This window comes from Dyadobacter chenwenxiniae (assembly GCF_022869785.1).
GTDB lineage: Bacteria > Bacteroidota > Bacteroidia > Cytophagales > Spirosomataceae > Dyadobacter > Dyadobacter chenwenxiniae.
In genome coordinates, this window is record NZ_CP094997.1 from 5,801,255 (window position 1) to 5,817,311 (window position 16,057).

The window sequence follows — 16,057 nt, forward strand, 5'->3', positions numbered from 1 at the left end:
AAGTTGGACGAGTTAAGATTTAACGATTAGTGTGATGAGCCCGGTATTGAGCCGGGCTCATTCCATTTAAATTAAGCCTGATCCTATCTTTGTTGTAATAGTGAATGTAATCTTTGATGTCTTTTTTGAGCTCATCAATGCTTTGATATTTGTTCAGGTAGAACAATTCCGATTTAATTGTTCCAAAAAAGTTTTCAATAATAGCGTTGTCCAGGCAATTGCCTTTTCTGGACATACTTTGGGTAATGCCTTTTGATTTGAGCATTTTTTGATATTCACTCATTTGGTATTGCCATCCCTGATCCGAATGTAGCACCAGGCTTTCTGGCTTATTTATCTTTTTAAATGCGGTTTTGAGCATTTGTGTGACTTGTTTGAAATTAGCCGATTCAGATAGGCTATAACTGATGATTTCTCCATTAAAGAGATCAATAATAGGAGATAGAAAAAGTTTTTTGTCTTTCACCCTGAACTCAGAGACATCCGTTGCCCATTTCTGTGATGGCTTTATAGATTTAAAATCCCTGTTGAGGATGTTGGGCGCTACCTTGCCTGTCTGACCTTTGTAAGAGCGGTACTTTTTGGCGCGGACCAGCGATTTAAGGTCCATGGCCTTCATCAGCTTTAAGACCGTTTTATGGTTGATGTTGCTGCCCATCTTACGGATAGTCATTGTAATGCGACGGTAGCCGAACCTTCCCTTATGCCGATCATAAACTTGCCTGATCTGCCTTCGCGCGTCTTTATACTTGCTGTCGGCAGCGCTATTTTTAATATGGTAGTAGAAATTACTTCTGGGTATTTCAAAGAGGTCCAAAAGCAATTCAAGCGGGTATTTCTGCCTTAACCCATGGATTGTCAACGCTTTTTCTTTTGCGCAGCTTCCTTCTCGCGGATTAAGGCATCCAGCTTTTTTAGCAAGTCATTCTCTGCCCTCAGGCGCAGGTTCTCGTTTTCGAGCTCCTCCAATCGGGTCAATGGACCGTATGTTTTAATGATCTTGGGTTTGTTTTTCATAGACCTGGGCCTGCCACGGGCCGTGATAAAACCATCTATACCAAACTGCTCATACTGCCTGATCCAGACATGTAAAGTACTCATGCTGGGTATTTTAAATTTGAAGCAGCACTCATTCAAAGATAAGCCCTGGTTCTGATAAGCATGCACGACTTGTTGCTTAAATTCTTTTGTGTAATTGTGCCCGTATTGCGGCAAAAGGCTTGAACCCCCGCCTTGCTTATAATGTCCAATCCATTTTTGCACACTGGATTTAGCAATCTTAAAGCGTCTGGATAATTCATTGATACCATCACCGGCTAGATAGGCTTTAACGACCTTTAGCCTGAAAGCTACACTGTGTTTTCTGTTTTTGCCCATAAAAAAGCCCCCAAGAAGTGTCTAACTTTTTGGGGGCAGTGCATATGCAGCCTTTTTCATTATTTAGTGAGCAATTAATTATTCTCACTAAATTCAAGTAACATCTCATCAGTTATATTGTTCTTCTCTTTAAAGTCAGCGACTGTTTCAGTGAACGAGGTTTGAAGATCCTCCACATGTTGAAGATTTTTATAAACACCATCGTAGATTTCATTAAGTGTTTTATCCAAACCCTGAACATTTAAATTCATGTTCTCTGTTTCGATCTGGCCTATCTTTTTAATGACCGCGGTCTCACTATTTTTCAAATCCTCTATTTCACGAAGGACCTTCTCCATGGTCTTATACTTTTCGATCTTGTCCATAAGTCTTATTTTAGTTTGGTATAAACACCTAAAATATCATACCAATCAGGCAAGCTTACCGGTAAATTTGACGCAAACATTTCTTTATCCGGCATGATTGAAAGAAATTTAAATTGGTTATGGTTTGCGGTCCTGCTGATCTCAGGACCGTTTGTAAATGCTCAGCCGGAAGCGAAAATGTCTTCCTGGAAAGGGTTTGAAAAGGTTGAATTCACTTTTGAAGGCCGGAATGCCTGGTATGTGAAACCGCGAACAGCCATTGCCGGAAACCCCTGGGTGTGGCGCGCGCATTTCCCCACCTGGCACACAGAAATGGACAGCATTTTGCTTTCCCGTGGTTTTTACATCGCCTATATCAACACCAATGACATGTTTGGGCATCCAAAAGCCATGCAGGTTTGGGATGCTTTTTATGATTATCTGGTAAATCAAAAGCATTTTGCATCCAAAGTGGCGCTGGAAGGCGTAAGTCGTGGTGGATTGTATGTGTATGGCTGGGCCAAGCGCAATCCCGATAAAGTAAGCTGCATTTACGCCGAAGCGCCCGTTTGCGATCCGAAAAGCTGGCCGGGAGGAAAGGGAAAAGGCCCGGGATCGGAAAAAGATTGGGCGGCATGGTTAAAACTCTTCAATGTTACCGAGAATGAAGCAGCGAAATTTACGGACATTCCTTTGAATGATCTCGCCGGGTTAGCATCATTTAAAGTCCCGATAGTTCATGTTATCGGCCTGAAAGATAAGCATGTTCCGGCTGAAGAAAACAGTGACTTATTGGTAAAAAACTATATGCAGCTGGGCGGGCCCATTAGTGTTTATCCCATGAACCGCGGCGATCAGGAAATGGAGGGACATCATTTCCCCATCGAGCATCCCGAATATTTTGCCAATTTCATCGAGCAGCATAGCGTTCCTGTGCAAAAGGTCTTGTCTCATAAGCCTTACATTCAGATTAATAAGGGCTTGGGCAATGCTTTTGATAAATTCAAAAAAGAGAAAAAAGGCACGGTCGCATTCCTGGGCGGATCTATCACACACAACCCAGGCTGGCGCGATAAAACGGCGCAATATCTGGAAGAACATTTTCCTGAAACCGACTTTACCTTCATTGCAGCGGGCATTCCGTCGCTGGGGAGCACGCCGCACGCATTCCGTTTCGAGCGCGACGTGCTGGCCAAGGGCACGCCCGATTTGCTCTTCCTGGAAGCAGCTGTAAATGATCGGGGAAATGGATTCACCGAAAAAGCGCAGATCAGAGGCTTGGAAGGGATTTTAAGACATTTGTATGCTGCTAACCCCAGTGCCAATGTTATATTAATGGCATTTGCAGAGCCAGCCAAGAATGCGGATTACGAAAAAGGAAAAGTGCCCACAGAAGTTGCGGTCCACGAGCGGGTTGCGAAACATTACGGAACGGCGTACATTAACCTTGCCAAAGAAGTCTACGACCGGATTACAGCAGGTGAGTTTTCCTGGAAATATGATTTTAAAGACCTGCATCCATCGCCCTATGGGCAGGAGGTGTATTTTCAAACAATTAAAGAGCTAATCAAAACGGACAGCAGCGCCGCTAAAAATGCGATAAAACTGCCCGCGCCAATGGACAAGTTTTCCTACGAAAAAGGAAGCTATCACGAAGTCGCAGAGGCCAAAAATATGAAAGGATTCACACTTAGCCCGGACTGGAAGCCAGCGGACAAGGTGCCAACGAGGCCAGGTTTTGTCAATGTGCCAATGCTGGTTGGCGAACAAGCAAACGCAGTATTAGACTTCGAGTTTAAAGGCCGAGGTGTAGGCATAGCCATTATCTCCGGCCCCGATGCAGGAAAAATCACCTACACCATCGACGGCAAAAAGCCCCAAACCCTGGACTTCTTTACCCCATGGAGCAACCAGTTGCACTTACCCTGGTATCTAATGCTGGGCGACGAACTTTCCCCGGGCAAGCACAAACTCCGCTTAACCATTGCTGGCGACAAGAATGAAAAAAGCATTGGTAACGCTTGTAGGATTGTTTATTTTTTAGTGAATGAATGATTCTATAAATTTGGTCAGGCGTTAAGTCGCTTATTTTTTCAATTTTCACACACTTAACTACGAACTGATGCCCGAAATTTCTCGTTTTTTTGGAATAGTGATTTACATGTATTTCAAAGATCATTTTCCACCTCATTTTCATGCCGAGTACGGCGATCAGGAAGCGCAATTCTCTATTGAAACCGGTAACATTATTGTCGGTGATTTACCCAGGAAGCAAATAAGGCTCATTCAGGCGTGGGTGGAGCTTTATAGAGATGATTTGACGATCAATTATCAGGAGTCGCAAAAGGACAATGGGCAGTTTAGAAAAATCAAACCTTTACAATAATGAATCCCAGAGTGAAAGAAATATTATCAATCAAGCCATTCACTATCAAAGTTTTGTGGAGTGATGATAAGGTGAGGACAATTGATTTTGGCTCTTTTCTTTCGGACTATTTTCAAAAGGAACACAGTCTTTATTATAAAATTCTGAACGAACAGCGTTTTCTAGAAGCAAAAACCGACGGCAGAACCATTTATTGGGACAATGTATCAGAAATGGTTGACTACGATGGCAAACTCATCCCTGCCCCGTTGGATTTTTGCCCGGATGTGTTATTTCAGCAATCGGTGTTGGAGGATTAATTACTTCCGAGTCTGCGTTGTGTATGTGCTCTCAAAAATCTTATCGGCATTTGCAGCTTCAAAACCATCGCGGCGGTGTCTTCTTGTGATTTCGGCTGGGGGGATGTTTTGGAAGTGGGGAAGGACTTTTCGTTCTGCGAATTCAACGTAGGAACCGGAAATTTCTAAATGTTCACCGTTTGCGAATTCTGCATGGATCATTTCGGCGATGGTGGCGCTTTGGAGCAGGCCGCCATCCGGGCTGATTTTTATTTTTCCTCCCGAAGTATTCAACCGAATGCCATTCTTTTCCAAAAATTCATTAAATGCTGCGACTGTATTATAGCCGTCCGGCAGGTTATGCACGCTGATTGTGAAGTGATTAAGATAATATCTGTTGTAAATCACCCAGGCAGCATACTCACTTTCATGTAAAAGCGACTGATAATCAGCCACAGTCGGTGTGCGCCACAAAGGGCGGTGAAGGAATGCATCGACCTCCACGCCATTGTCCAGGTCCAATGCATCCACAGGATCAGTGGTCACTTCATTGGTATAGCTTGTGATTATGCGCTGGCTTTCTTCCGAAAGATCATTTACCCGAAGCTCACTGACGAAAATACGCGGATCGGTTTCCCTTGGCGGGCTAAACCACCAGGCGTCCAGTTTTTTACCTTCAAAAAAATAATGGTCACGCTTTTCATAGCCATAATGCAAAAAGATCTTTTCAAACGACCGGACGCCCAGATTTGGAACGCCCATCGTGCGAAATGCAATGTGGTCATTTTCAATGTCGTCTACATTATTTACAACGCCGTCGGCGACCATTGCATTCAATATTACGCTTACATCCGGAACACGTTCTTTATATCGGCGCATCAGCCCGTTCAACACGACATCCAGTGTTTCAAATTTGTGTGAATGGCTCATAATAATTGTTTTTTATCCTTTTGATAATTCGGTTGACCTTACTTGCGCAGCGATAATGCCGTTTTTCAATGTTTCATTTAGATGTCCCGCTTCGAACTGTCCTAATGCTGCTTCCGTAGTTCCGCCCTTCGAGGCGACGGCCTTAATCAGTTCATCCAAAGATTTGTCCGCCGTATTGATCAAGTGAAATGATCCCAGCATGGTTTGCTTCACTAATAACGCAGCCACAGACTCTTCAAAACCCATTTGCTTACCGGCTTCGATCATTGCTTTTACCACATAGAAAAAATAAGCAGGCCCGCTGCCGCTTAATGCAGTAACCGCATTCAATTGATCCTCATCTTCCAAGAACACAGACCGCCCCGTTGCGTTGATCAGGTTTTCGATTTTTCTGAGCTGGTTAATGTCCACTTCCGGCGACGCGGAATAGGCGGTTATACCCATTCCGAGCATTGCAGGCGTGTTAGGCATGGCCCGAATAACGGCTTTATGTTCCAGCGAATTTTGAATGCGTTCAATGGTTACACCCGCCATAATCGACAAAATCACCTGATGCGGCTTCACCACTTCGCGCAATGCTTGTGATACGGGCGTGAAATCCTGCGGCTTTACAGAAAGAATGATCAGGTCATATTCACCGATCTGCGGCCCGATAACGCCTGAAATGACGCCGGGCTGGAAACTGTTCAGACTATCCATGCGGTCTTCACTCTTTTCGACCATCAAAAAGTCTTCCTTTTTAACCAGATCAAATTTCAGGAAAGCGCGCGCAAAGGCCATTCCCATATTGCCGCAGCCGATAATTGCAATTTTCATTAGAAGGATAAGGATTTGTATTCGTAAGCTTTGAACGAATTACGTAACTTTTAAACAATAATTGGTGCAGGAAAAACAATTTGTAAAATTTCGCAGGGAATGAATCGCCATAGCGGCATGTTTGGAAACATATGCCGTTATTGCAACGACAAAAATTTCAATTCCGAAATCTGGCGGCTAATGTGAATAATATTCGGTGCAAAGGATTTTGTGCAAGTTTATATTTTGAAAAATAAGTATAATACATTTTTTTACGGGCCGGAAATTTCTTGCTAACCAAATTAACCTAAGACTATTGTAATACTTCAATTATGGCTATAAAAGTTGCTATTTCTCATAAAACAAAATATAAGTTTGACCGGAGTGTTTCGCTTTCACCGCACATTTTCCGGTTGCGCCCTGCCCCTCATTCCAGAACTGCCATTGAAGGTTACTCATTAAAAATATCCCCTGAAAAACATTTTATAAACTGGCAGCAAGATCCGTTCGGCAATTATCAGGCACGGGTGGTGTTTCCGGAAAAAACGACGGAATTAAGCATAGAAGTCGAGGTGATAGCCAAAATGCAGGTCATTAATCCTTTCGATTTCTTTGTGGAAGAGTATGCGGAAATGTATCCGTTTTCCTATGAGCAAACATTAAAAAAAGAGCTCGGTCCGTATCTTGAACCCAGAGAAGCAAGTCCGGCTTTGATGGAATGGGTTGAAAAAGCAAAGGTTAATCGTGACATTAAGATCGTAGATTTTCTGGTTCACTTGAATCAACAGATTTACAATGCAATCCATTACAACATTCGCATGGAAGTGGGCGTCCAGACGTGCGAAGAAACACTGAATATCAAGAGCGGTTCCTGCCGCGATTCGGCTTGGTTGTTTGTGCAGATACTCAGACATTTAGGCATTGCTTCGCGCTTCGTTTCGGGTTATCTCGTTCAGCTAACTTCTGATATTAAATCATTGGACGGGCCATCTGGCCCGGAGGAGGATTTTACGGATTTGCACGCCTGGACGGAGGCTTATGTGCCCGGCGCGGGATGGATCGGCTTGGACCCGACTTCCGGGCTTTTCGCAAGTGAAGGCCACATTCCGCTTTGCTGCACACCCGATTATGCGAGTGCTGCACCGGTTTCGGGCGCGACGGACATTTGCGAGGTGACATTTGAATTTGATAACAAAGTTTTCCGCATACACGAAGATCCGCGCGTAACCAAGCCTTATTCCGAAGAGCAATGGGCGGCTGTGATGCAGGTTGGGCATGATGTAGAGAAAGATTTGCAGGAAGGCGATGTGCGCCTGACCATGGGCGGCGAGCCAACATTCATTTCAATCGATGATTTTGAATCACCGGAATGGAACACTGCTGCTGATGGGCCATTGAAACGACAGTTGGCGTATGATCTGGCATTAAGGCTTAAACAGCGCTTTGCACATGGCGGACTTTTGCATTTCGGACAGGGCAAATGGTATCCCGGAGAACCCTTTCCAAGATGGCAATATGCGCTTTACTGGAGAAATGACGGTGTTCCAATGTGGCGCAATGATGATTTGGTAACCAAAGAAGGCCAGACAAAATACACTTTCCGCGAAGCTGAGCTTTTTACAACGGAGCTTACAAAATATCTTGGTTTAGATACTAACAACATTACACCCGCCTACGAAGACCCGATTTACTGGGCGATGGAAGAAGGCAAACTGCCCGTTAATGTTGATCCGTTAAAGGTTAATCTCAAAGATTCTATTGAAAGAAGGACTTTGGCCAAATTGCTGGAAAAAGGGCTTAATAACCCTGCTGGATTTGTTTTGCCCATTAAATGGAATGAAAAAGGTAAGCATTGGTCAAGTTCAGCATGGCAGTTTAAGCGTGAACATTGTTTTCTCGTTCCGGGAAATTCCGCAATCGGGTTTAGGTTACCGCTAAAATCACTTCCCGAAGTTGCAAAAGCGCATCGCGAGCAGCCTGTTGAGCGCAGTTCTTTTGAAGATTTGCCGCCGCTGCTTGATTTTAAGCCCATCGTTGAATCACGTTATGGCTCGGTTGCGCCGCCTTATGTGCTTCCGGTGAATCCGGTGGTTGAGGAAGATGATGATCAAAAGACGAAAAAGAGCAGCGACGAAGATGACAAGCTGTTGTTTGAGCTTCCTATTATCAAAACTGCGCTTTGCGTGGAAGAGCGGGACGGCATTCTGTATATTTATTTGCCCCCAACAGATTATCTCGAACATTATTTGGATCTGATGGCTTCGATTGAAGCCACGGCGGAAAAGCTTCAAATGCCGGTCAGGATTGAAGGTTATGCTGCGCCAACTGATCACCGCGTTCAAAAGCTGATTGTTACACCCGATCCAGGTGTTATTGAAGTGAACATTCATCCGGCCAAAAACTGGCAGGAACTGGTTGACAACATTAGTGCGCTGTATGAAGAGGCTTTCTTTTCAAGATTGGGCACAGATAAATTCATGGTGGATGGGCGTCATACGGGAACGGGCGGCGGCAACCACGTTACAATCGGAGGCGCAACGCCTTCTGACAGCCCTATCTTGCGCCGTCCGGATCTGCTCAGGAGTTTAGTGACTTACTGGCAGCATCATCCCGCATTGAGTTATCTTTTCGCAGGACCATTTATTGGCCCCACAAGTCAGGCTCCGCGCATTGATGAAGGGCGGGATGAGAAACTCTATGAGGTTGAAATTGCTTTTGAACAAATTCCTGAGGGCGAAGAAGTGCCATTCTGGATGGTGGACCGCATTTTCAGAAACTTGCTGGTGGACATTACTGGGAATACGCACCGCTCGGAGTTTTGCATGGATAAGCTTTATTCGCCTGATTCGGCAACGGGACAGTTAGGGATTCTGGAATTCCGCGCGTTCGATATGCCGCCGCATAAGCACATGAATTTGGTGCAAACATTGCTGGTAAGGGCATTAATAGCCAAATTTTGGAAAGAACCATACAAGCACAAGCTTATTCGCTGGGGAACCGAGTTGCACGACCGATTCCTGCTGCCGCACTTCGCTTACCTGGATATGGTGGACGTTGTGAATGACCTGAAAGATGCGGGTTATAACTTCGATATTTCGTGGTTTGATCCCTTCTTCGAGTTCCGTTTTCCCCATTATGGCGGCATTACAGTTGATAACATTCAGCTCGATTTGCGCCTTGGGATTGAGCCGTGGCATGTTTTGGGAGAAGAATTATCCAACAGCGGCACGGCCCGTTTTGTGGACTCTTCCTTGGAGCGCTTGCAGGTAAAAGTGAGCGGATTTGTGGAAGGAAGGCATATTCTGGTTTGTAATGGCTGTCGCGTTCCTTTGCGCAGTTCGGGGATCAAAGGAGAATTCGTATCCGGAATCCGCTACAAAGCCTGGAATCCGCCATCCGCGTTGCACCCGACGATCGGGGCCGATGCGCCGCTGGTTTTTGACATTGTGGATACATGGAATAACCGTATCTTGGGCGGTTGCACTTATTTCGTTTCGCATCCTGGCGGCCGCAGTTTTGATACTTATCCTGTCAATAGTTTTGAAGCAGAATCGCGCAAGATCAGCTTGTTTCAAGGTTTTGGACACACGCCATCTGCCAAGCAGGAAGTGCCTATTTTGGAAAAATCAACAGGCAGCGTATCCCGCTTTGTTGCAGAAACGAAGAAAGAAATGAAAAGCGACACGCCGATAGAATTAATCAATCCGGAGTATCCAAATACGCTGGATTTACGTAAATACTGGAAATCGAAATAGATTTTCAATACAACCCCTAACTGAATTATGCTTACCGAGGCTTCCGTGAATCTTTTACAATCCTATCAAAGCGGTCTGAGTTCTTACGATGAAGTCCTTGATCTGAACGGAAATATCAAGCCCTACTGGAAAGCACTTTTTGAGAAGCTGGAAAAACTGGGGATGCACGAGCTGAAAAGCCGTGACCAGGAAATCATCGGCAAGCTCAGGGAAAACGGGGTGACTTATAATGTGTACGGAACGCCTGACGGCCTCAACCGCCCGTGGCAGCTGGATCCGATCCCATTTTTGATTGAACAAAAAGAATGGAACGGCATTGCCAAAGGCCTTGAACAACGCGCTATCCTGCTTGATTTGATTTTAAAAGACCTTTACGGACCCAGAAATCTTGTAAAAGATGGAATAATCCCTGCTGAACTCGTTTTTGACAATACTGGTTTCTTTCGCGCCTGCATTGATATAAAAATCCCTGCTAACAAACAACTTACGATGTTTGCGGCAGACATGGCACGCGGTCCGGACGGTCAAATGTGGGTCGTGGATAACCGGACGCAGGCGCCATCGGGCTCGGGTTATACATTGGAAAACCGCGTGGTGATGAGTAAGCTGCTCCCCGAGCTGGCTGAGGGAATGTATGTGAGCAAATTGTCGCCGTATTTTAATAGTCTTCAAAACACGGTTTTAAAATTATCGGATAAAAGCAAAGAAGCGCCCAACATTGTCTATCTGACTCCGGGGCCTAATAATGAAGCTTATTTTGAACATGCTTATCTGGCTTCCTACCTAGGTTACACACTCGCACAGGGCGACGATTTGCTTGTTCGGAATGGCTGTGTTTGGCTTAAATCCATTGATGGGCTGCAAAAAGTAGACGTTATCATTCGTCGGATCGATGACGACTGGTGCGATCCTTTGGAATTGCGTGAAGATTCGAGATTAGGCGTTCCGGGATTGCTGCAAGCGATCCGGCTGGGAAATGTCCAGGTGCTGAATCCGCCCGGAACCAGTGTTTTGGAAAATCATGCGTTTCATGCCTTTATGGGCAACATTAGCAATTATTTTCTGGGGGAAAAGTTACTGATGCCGTCCGTTGCAACCTGGTGGTGCGGGCACGTGAAAGAGCTTCGGTATGTGCTGGATCACATGGATGAGCTTATTATTAAGAAAGCAAATCGAAAAACGAGATTTAAGTCTATATATGGCAGGCTGCTGAGTTTTGCAGAGAAGGAAGAGCTGAAAAAAATGATCATGCAGCGGCCGCATGAGTTTATTGCGCAGCAGGAAGTGAGCTTGTCTACGACGCCATCATTTGTGAATGGCAACATTGAGCCGCGTTATGCAGCATTGCGGGCTTTTATGGTTGCTGACGAAAACGGTTACCATGTCATGCAAGGCGGTTTGACGAGGAGTTCGGCCGTAAAAGACCGGTTTGTAATTTCAAATCAAAATGGCGGGTTGTCAAAAGACACGTGGATTGTGTCCGATACGACGGAAGAGATTCAGGAAAAAATCGTTTTCACTTCGCCGGTTTCGGTTAATAAACACGTTTCACTGCCCAGCCGCAGTGCTGAAAACTTATTCTGGATTGGCCGTTATTGCGAGCGGACGATGGCGGTGATCAAGTTTATGAACATTACGATCAATGTGCTCAATTTGGACCGCAACTTCGGAGGCTCAGCCAAACAGGAGCATATCAAGATCCTGCTGCAATCGCTGACGCATCTTTCCTCAACCTATCCCGGCTTTTTGGAAGAAGAAGATCCTTTGTCAGACCCTTATCACGAAATCATTGACCTGATTTCCAACACCAGCCGGCCCGGAACGATTGCGGCTAACATTGGCTCGTTTTTGAATGCAGTGGCAGCGGTCAGGAACCAGTGGGACCAGGAAATATGGCGGATTGTGGATCTGATTGATAATGGTTATCACGAGATTTTGAATGCATCTTCAATGCATCATAACAACATTCAGAAGACATTGGATGGCTTGTTTAATAATATGTTCACGTTCCTGGGTGTGATCGCGGAAAGCATGCCGCGGGACAATAGTTTTTTATTGTTGGAAACCGGAAAGCTGATCGAGCGGATTCTTTCAAGGATTAGCGTTATACAGTCTAATTTTGGTGTCAGAAATGCGCCGGGCGTGGAAAACGAGTTGATTGAGGCCACATTGATCAACCACCATTTGCTGGTCAATTACAGGCAGATTTATAAGTCGCATTTGAGTGTGGAAGCGATGCTGGATATGGTTTTGTTGGAAAAAACATTGCCTTACTCGTTGGTTTACATGCTGGATGAGCTCAAAAACAACATTGGCAAATTACCCGTAACGACGCGGGGAGAAAGGCTTAATGATGCGCAGAAATATGTTTTGAAAGCATCGACATTAATCAAGCTTGCCGACATTTCGGAATTGAGCAAAAGCAATGGGTCATTTGAAAGGGCTGATTTGTTTGATCTGCTTTCCGAAGTTTCCAAGCTTATTAGCGCGGTTTCGGTGAATTTGACCAATATGTATTTCAGCCATACGCTTATGCATCATTCATTTTACGCACCAGTGGATTACGACACGGATGAAATATAAACTGATCCATAAAACGGAATATAAATACGCGGAGGCCGTGAACAATTATCACAGCCTGCTTTGCCTTGCGCCAAGAACATTGCCCGATCAGAAATGCAGCGATTTTAAAATAGAAATTTTGCCAGAGCCCACCCAGGTCATCGAGCGCACCGATTTTTATGGAAATAAAACACATTATTTTTCCCTGCATGCCCCGCACAAAACGTTAACTGTGCTCACCACAGCAACAGTTGAACGCACACTCGCCCCCAACGGCTCTTTGTTCCCGCCATCAGACATTTCCTGCGAAGCGGCGCTACAACGTCTCATTTCCGACCGGGCGCTTAAAATTTCGTTGCTGGAATATATGCTGCCGAGTCCGTCTATAAAGTGGGATCAGGAAATCAGGAACTTTGCGCAGGATTGTTTTGCGGATCATTTGCCATTGTTTGATTGTGTCAATGCGCTTTGTGGGAAGATTTACAGAGAATTTAAGTTTGTGCCCGATTTCACGACGGTTAACACGCCTATTAAGGAAGTTTTGCATGCTAAAAAGGGCGTATGTCAGGATTTTTCGCATTTGGCGATTGCTTGTATCCGGAGTTTTGGCTTTGCTGCAAGATATGTTAGTGGATATCTGGAAACATTGCCGCCGCCCGGAAAGCAGAAATTACAAGGCTCTGATGCGTCGCACGCGTGGATATCGGTTTATATTCCCGATCATGGCTGGTGCGATTTTGACCCGACGAATAACATTGTTCCCGGTGAGCGCCACATTGTCACCGCCTGGGGCCGCGATTACACCGATGTTCCGCCATTGAAGGGCATTATTTTCAGTTATGGAAAACATACGCTTTCGGTGGAAGTGGATGTGATTCCGGTGTGAAGAATAGTTCAGATAAAGAATTTGAGAATTGACCTTGTTTCTCTAATTTTACACATCATTTTGAAATAAGTATACAAAACCTCTTTTAATGTAACCAAGTAAGGTTAATCCAATTTTTATTCTGGATTTGCAATGGTTTCTTCTAAGAATTAAATAATTATAAAATTACGAATGAAAGAATTAGCATTCAGAGATGCCATTCGCGACGCCATGTCGGAAGAGATGCGCCTTGACAAGAGTATTTTTTTAATGGGAGAGGAAGTTGCAGAATACAACGGCGCCTATAAAGCAAGTCAGGGAATGTTGGACGAATTCGGTCCCGAGCGCGTAATTGACACGCCCATTGCTGAGCTTGGCTTTGCAGGGATCGCAGTTGGAGCAGCCGGAAACGGACTTCGCCCGATCGTTGAATTCATGACCTTCAACTTTTCTTTGGTTGCAATCGATCAGATCATCAACAGCGCTGCGAAAATTCTTTCCATGTCTGCCGGACAATATGGCTGCCCTATTGTTTTCCGCGGACCAACGGGTAATGCCGGACAATTGGGTGCTCAGCATTCCCAGAATTTCGAGAACTGGTTTGCTAACACGCCAGGTTTGAAAGTGGTTGTTCCATCCAACCCCTATGATGCAAAAGGACTACTGAAATCTTCTATTCGTGATAATAACCCCGTTATTTTCATGGAATCGGAAGTAATGTACGGAGACAAGATGCAGGTTCCTGAGGAAGAATATCTGATTCCATTGGGCAAAGCGGATGTGAAACGTCAGGGAAAAGATGTTACGATCGTTTCTTTTGGTAAAATGATCCCACGGGTTGTTATGCCGGCTGTTTTGCAATTGGAAAAAGAAGGAATTGACGTGGAAGTTGTGGATTTGAGAACAGTTCGTCCTATCGACTATCCTGCTGTCATTGAATCCGTTAAGAAAACAAATCGTTGCGTGGTTGTAGAAGAGGCCTGGCCACTTGCATCCATTTCAACTGAAATCACATATCACATTCAGCGCCACGCATTTGACTATATGGATGCGCCGGTGATCCGCGTAACCAACCGCGATGTGCCGCTTCCATACGCGCCGACCTTGATCGAAGAGATCCTGCCGAGCACGAAACGCGTTATTGAAGCTGTAAAATCAGTGCTTTACAAGTAAGAAAGTAATAAAAGAGACAAAGCCATTTCCTGATACAGGTTATGGCTTTGTCTGTTAAGTGCCAGATGTCACTACAAGTAAGATTTTTTAGTCGGCAGCTTTGTTGTATTAAATAATTCCAAAATAGGCAGAATACTAGTACTTTTGTACTTTGAAACGCTCCTTAATATAGATTTACAAATCAATTAAGATTATGCAAGAAGAACGCACAAGATATTCAGAGGAAGAGCTGAGGGAGTTTGAAGAACTCATTCGCGGCAAATTGGAAGCGACTATGAGTGAGCTTAATTATATCAAAGGAGGTTTAAGTAAAAAAAACGACAGCGGCACGGACATTACTGCCGGTTCTGCCAAACTTGTAGAAGACGGAGCAGACGCCAGCGAGCGTGAAAACCTGAGCCAACTGGCCGCCAGATTGCAGAAATATTCCATTCAGTTGGAAAATGCATTGGTTCGCATTAAAAACGGCACCTACGGCGTTTGCATCGACACAGGCAAACTCATCCCAAAAGAAAGACTAAGAATTGTCCCCCATACACAGCAAACCATCGAAGCAAAGCTAAGAAGAGCAAGCTAAGGATTCAGGAGTTTTCAATATTAAGCGACAAGTGATCAGAGGATTGCTTGTCGCTTTTTTGTTTACAAACGTATCCCAATTGTCATTCACACCATGTAAATTTACAGAGGTCTAAATAACGAATGATGCCTGAATACGACAAGCCTAACATTCCGTCACGGCTTCTTTGGGAGTTTGATTATGACAGTTTCGACTTTGAAAAGTCGTATAAAATCGTAATTGAGCGGATTTTAGAACGTGGTAATCTTGATAATTGGCGTGAGATGATTCGATTTTATTCAAAAAGCCAAATTTTGGAAACAATAGATTGGTCATCACAAATAGAAGAAAGAGACAAACGTTTTTCCAGACTATTCATTAACTCAGATTTTGTTAATGTTACATAAGGATCCTTTCGTAATTCATCCCGATACATTTAAGCTGATACAGCATATTCAAGCTATTCCTGAACTGAAAAGCTTTTATTTGGTTGGAGGCACTTCACTTGCATTGCAAATCGGGCACCGAAATTCTATTGATATCGATCTTTTTACCAACATTCCATTTGAAACAAATGAGTTGATAGAATTGCTACGCGAATCTTTCAAAGTAGAAGTTTCATATCAAAAGAGCACAAACAACCTTTTTACCTTCATAGATAACATTAAGACCGATTTCATCCGGCATGATTACGAATTGATCAAACAGCCTCAAAAAGAAGAAGGCATTACGTTTCTAGGAATGGAAGATATTGCCGCAATGAAGGTAAACGCCATCATTAACTCAGGCAAACGGATGAAAGACTTTGTGGATATCTATTTTTTGCTTGAATATTTTTCGCTGAATGAGATTATTTCATTTTTTGAAAAAAAATATCCACACATGAATCCGCTGATCGCATTGAAATCACTATCCTATTTCAATGATATCGATCCGGAAATGGACCCGCCAAAACTCAAAGTTAAATTGCCATTTTCAAAGATTCAGCAACGCATTGAACAGGCTATCATTTCAGGAAATAAGCTCTTTCCATAAG

The 16,057-nt window shown here is 44.2% G+C and carries 15 protein-coding genes; 10 read left to right on the top strand and 5 right to left on the bottom strand.

All coding sequences use genetic code 11. The features are described 5' to 3' along the window. Positions 1-19: 19 nt before the first annotated feature. From MUK70_RS24840 to MUK70_RS24850, 3 genes are all read right to left on the bottom strand, one after another. The gene (locus tag MUK70_RS24840) at positions 20-862 is read right to left on the bottom strand and encodes an IS3 family transposase (RefSeq protein WP_244784531.1); all 843 of its coding nucleotides are present in this window, start codon (positions 860-862) and stop codon (positions 20-22) included. Continuing rightward, positions 859-1,377: a helix-turn-helix domain-containing protein gene (locus MUK70_RS24845; RefSeq protein ID WP_234658927.1), complete on the bottom strand. Its 519-nt coding sequence runs from the start codon at positions 1,375-1,377 to the stop codon at positions 859-861. Before MUK70_RS24845 ends, MUK70_RS24840 begins: the two co-directional genes overlap by 4 nt. A 74-nt stretch (positions 1,378-1,451) precedes the next feature. Then, on the bottom strand, positions 1,452-1,742 hold the full coding sequence (locus MUK70_RS24850) for a hypothetical protein (RefSeq protein WP_234605743.1): 291 nt from the start codon (positions 1,740-1,742) through the stop codon (positions 1,452-1,454). A gap of 93 nt (positions 1,743-1,835) precedes the next feature. Here MUK70_RS24850 and MUK70_RS24855 point away from each other — a divergent pair, with 93 nt between their 5' ends. The 3 genes from MUK70_RS24855 (at position 1,836) to MUK70_RS24865 (ending at position 4,406) form a co-directional block, all read left to right on the top strand. Next, positions 1,836-3,776 (top strand): SGNH/GDSL hydrolase family protein, encoded by a 1,941-nt coding sequence (locus MUK70_RS24855; RefSeq protein WP_234657462.1) that lies wholly within the window; start codon positions 1,836-1,838, stop codon positions 3,774-3,776. A 67-nt stretch (positions 3,777-3,843) separates the two neighbouring features. Further along, entirely contained in the window at positions 3,844-4,107 is a 264-nt protein-coding gene (locus tag MUK70_RS24860) for a DUF4160 domain-containing protein (RefSeq protein ID WP_234657461.1), read from the top strand. After that, the gene (locus MUK70_RS24865) at positions 4,107-4,406 is read left to right on the top strand and encodes a hypothetical protein (protein ID WP_234605738.1); all 300 of its coding nucleotides are present in this window, start codon (positions 4,107-4,109) and stop codon (positions 4,404-4,406) included. The genes MUK70_RS24860 and MUK70_RS24865 overlap by 1 nt, the downstream gene beginning before the upstream one ends. Here MUK70_RS24865 and MUK70_RS24870 read toward each other — a convergent pair whose 3' ends face one another. Both MUK70_RS24870 and proC read right to left on the bottom strand, forming a co-directional pair. Beyond that, positions 4,407-5,315, bottom strand: a complete 909-nt coding sequence (locus MUK70_RS24870) for a DUF1338 domain-containing protein (RefSeq protein WP_234605736.1) — start codon at positions 5,313-5,315, stop codon at positions 4,407-4,409. Between the two features lie 12 nt (positions 5,316-5,327). Then, positions 5,328-6,131, bottom strand: coding sequence for a pyrroline-5-carboxylate reductase (gene proC / locus MUK70_RS24875; RefSeq protein ID WP_234657460.1), 804 nt, complete (start codon positions 6,129-6,131; stop codon positions 5,328-5,330). Between the two features lie 311 nt (positions 6,132-6,442). Here proC and MUK70_RS24880 point away from each other — a divergent pair, with 311 nt between their 5' ends. From MUK70_RS24880 to MUK70_RS24905, 7 genes are all read left to right on the top strand, one after another. Continuing rightward, the gene (locus MUK70_RS24880; RefSeq protein ID WP_234657459.1) at positions 6,443-9,865 is read left to right on the top strand and encodes a transglutaminase family protein; all 3,423 of its coding nucleotides are present in this window, start codon (positions 6,443-6,445) and stop codon (positions 9,863-9,865) included. A gap of 45 nt (positions 9,866-9,910) precedes the next feature. Then, positions 9,911-12,448, top strand: a complete 2,538-nt coding sequence (locus MUK70_RS24885) for a circularly permuted type 2 ATP-grasp protein (RefSeq protein WP_234657458.1) — start codon at positions 9,911-9,913, stop codon at positions 12,446-12,448. Then, positions 12,438-13,313, top strand: coding sequence for a transglutaminase family protein (locus tag MUK70_RS24890; RefSeq protein WP_234605727.1), 876 nt, complete (start codon positions 12,438-12,440; stop codon positions 13,311-13,313). Before MUK70_RS24885 ends, MUK70_RS24890 begins: the two co-directional genes overlap by 11 nt. A 171-nt stretch (positions 13,314-13,484) precedes the next feature. Then, entirely contained in the window at positions 13,485-14,465 is a 981-nt protein-coding gene (locus MUK70_RS24895; RefSeq protein ID WP_234605726.1) for a pyruvate dehydrogenase complex E1 component subunit beta, read from the top strand. A gap of 190 nt (positions 14,466-14,655) precedes the next feature. Further along, complete coding sequence (locus MUK70_RS24900) at positions 14,656-15,042, top strand: TraR/DksA family transcriptional regulator (protein WP_234606066.1); 387 nt, start codon at positions 14,656-14,658, stop codon at positions 15,040-15,042. Between the two features lie 125 nt (positions 15,043-15,167). Then, positions 15,168-15,428 (top strand): DUF6922 domain-containing protein, encoded by a 261-nt coding sequence (locus MUK70_RS31225; RefSeq protein ID WP_374760176.1) that lies wholly within the window; start codon positions 15,168-15,170, stop codon positions 15,426-15,428. After that, positions 15,418-16,056: a nucleotidyl transferase AbiEii/AbiGii toxin family protein gene (locus tag MUK70_RS24905; protein WP_234657457.1), complete on the top strand. Its 639-nt coding sequence runs from the start codon at positions 15,418-15,420 to the stop codon at positions 16,054-16,056. Before MUK70_RS31225 ends, MUK70_RS24905 begins: the two co-directional genes overlap by 11 nt. The last annotated feature ends 1 nt before the right edge of the window (position 16,057 follow it).

What these genes read in the sequence shown, in the direction of transcription:
- MUK70_RS24845 (WP_234658927.1), bottom strand. Translation starts at nt 1,377, where the DNA reads ATGGGCAAAAACAGAAAACACAGTGTAGCTTTCAGGCTAAAGGTCGTT.
- MUK70_RS24850 (WP_234605743.1), bottom strand. Translation starts at nt 1,742, where the DNA reads ATGGACAAGATCGAAAAGTATAAGACCATGGAGAAGGTCCTTCGTGAA.
- MUK70_RS24855 (WP_234657462.1), top strand. Translation starts at nt 1,836, where the DNA reads ATGATTGAAAGAAATTTAAATTGGTTATGGTTTGCGGTCCTGCTGATC.
- MUK70_RS24860 (WP_234657461.1), top strand. Translation starts at nt 3,844, where the DNA reads ATGCCCGAAATTTCTCGTTTTTTTGGAATAGTGATTTACATGTATTTC.
- MUK70_RS24865 (WP_234605738.1), top strand. Translation starts at nt 4,107, where the DNA reads ATGAATCCCAGAGTGAAAGAAATATTATCAATCAAGCCATTCACTATC.
- MUK70_RS24870 (WP_234605736.1), bottom strand. Translation starts at nt 5,315, where the DNA reads ATGAGCCATTCACACAAATTTGAAACACTGGATGTCGTGTTGAACGGG.
- proC (WP_234657460.1), bottom strand. Translation starts at nt 6,131, where the DNA reads ATGAAAATTGCAATTATCGGCTGCGGCAATATGGGAATGGCCTTTGCG.
- MUK70_RS24880 (WP_234657459.1), top strand. Translation starts at nt 6,443, where the DNA reads ATGGCTATAAAAGTTGCTATTTCTCATAAAACAAAATATAAGTTTGAC.
- MUK70_RS24890 (WP_234605727.1), top strand. Translation starts at nt 12,438, where the DNA reads ATGAAATATAAACTGATCCATAAAACGGAATATAAATACGCGGAGGCC.
- MUK70_RS24895 (WP_234605726.1), top strand. Translation starts at nt 13,485, where the DNA reads ATGAAAGAATTAGCATTCAGAGATGCCATTCGCGACGCCATGTCGGAA.
- MUK70_RS31225 (WP_374760176.1), top strand. Translation starts at nt 15,168, where the DNA reads ATGCCTGAATACGACAAGCCTAACATTCCGTCACGGCTTCTTTGGGAG.
- MUK70_RS24905 (WP_234657457.1), top strand. Translation starts at nt 15,418, where the DNA reads ATGTTACATAAGGATCCTTTCGTAATTCATCCCGATACATTTAAGCTG.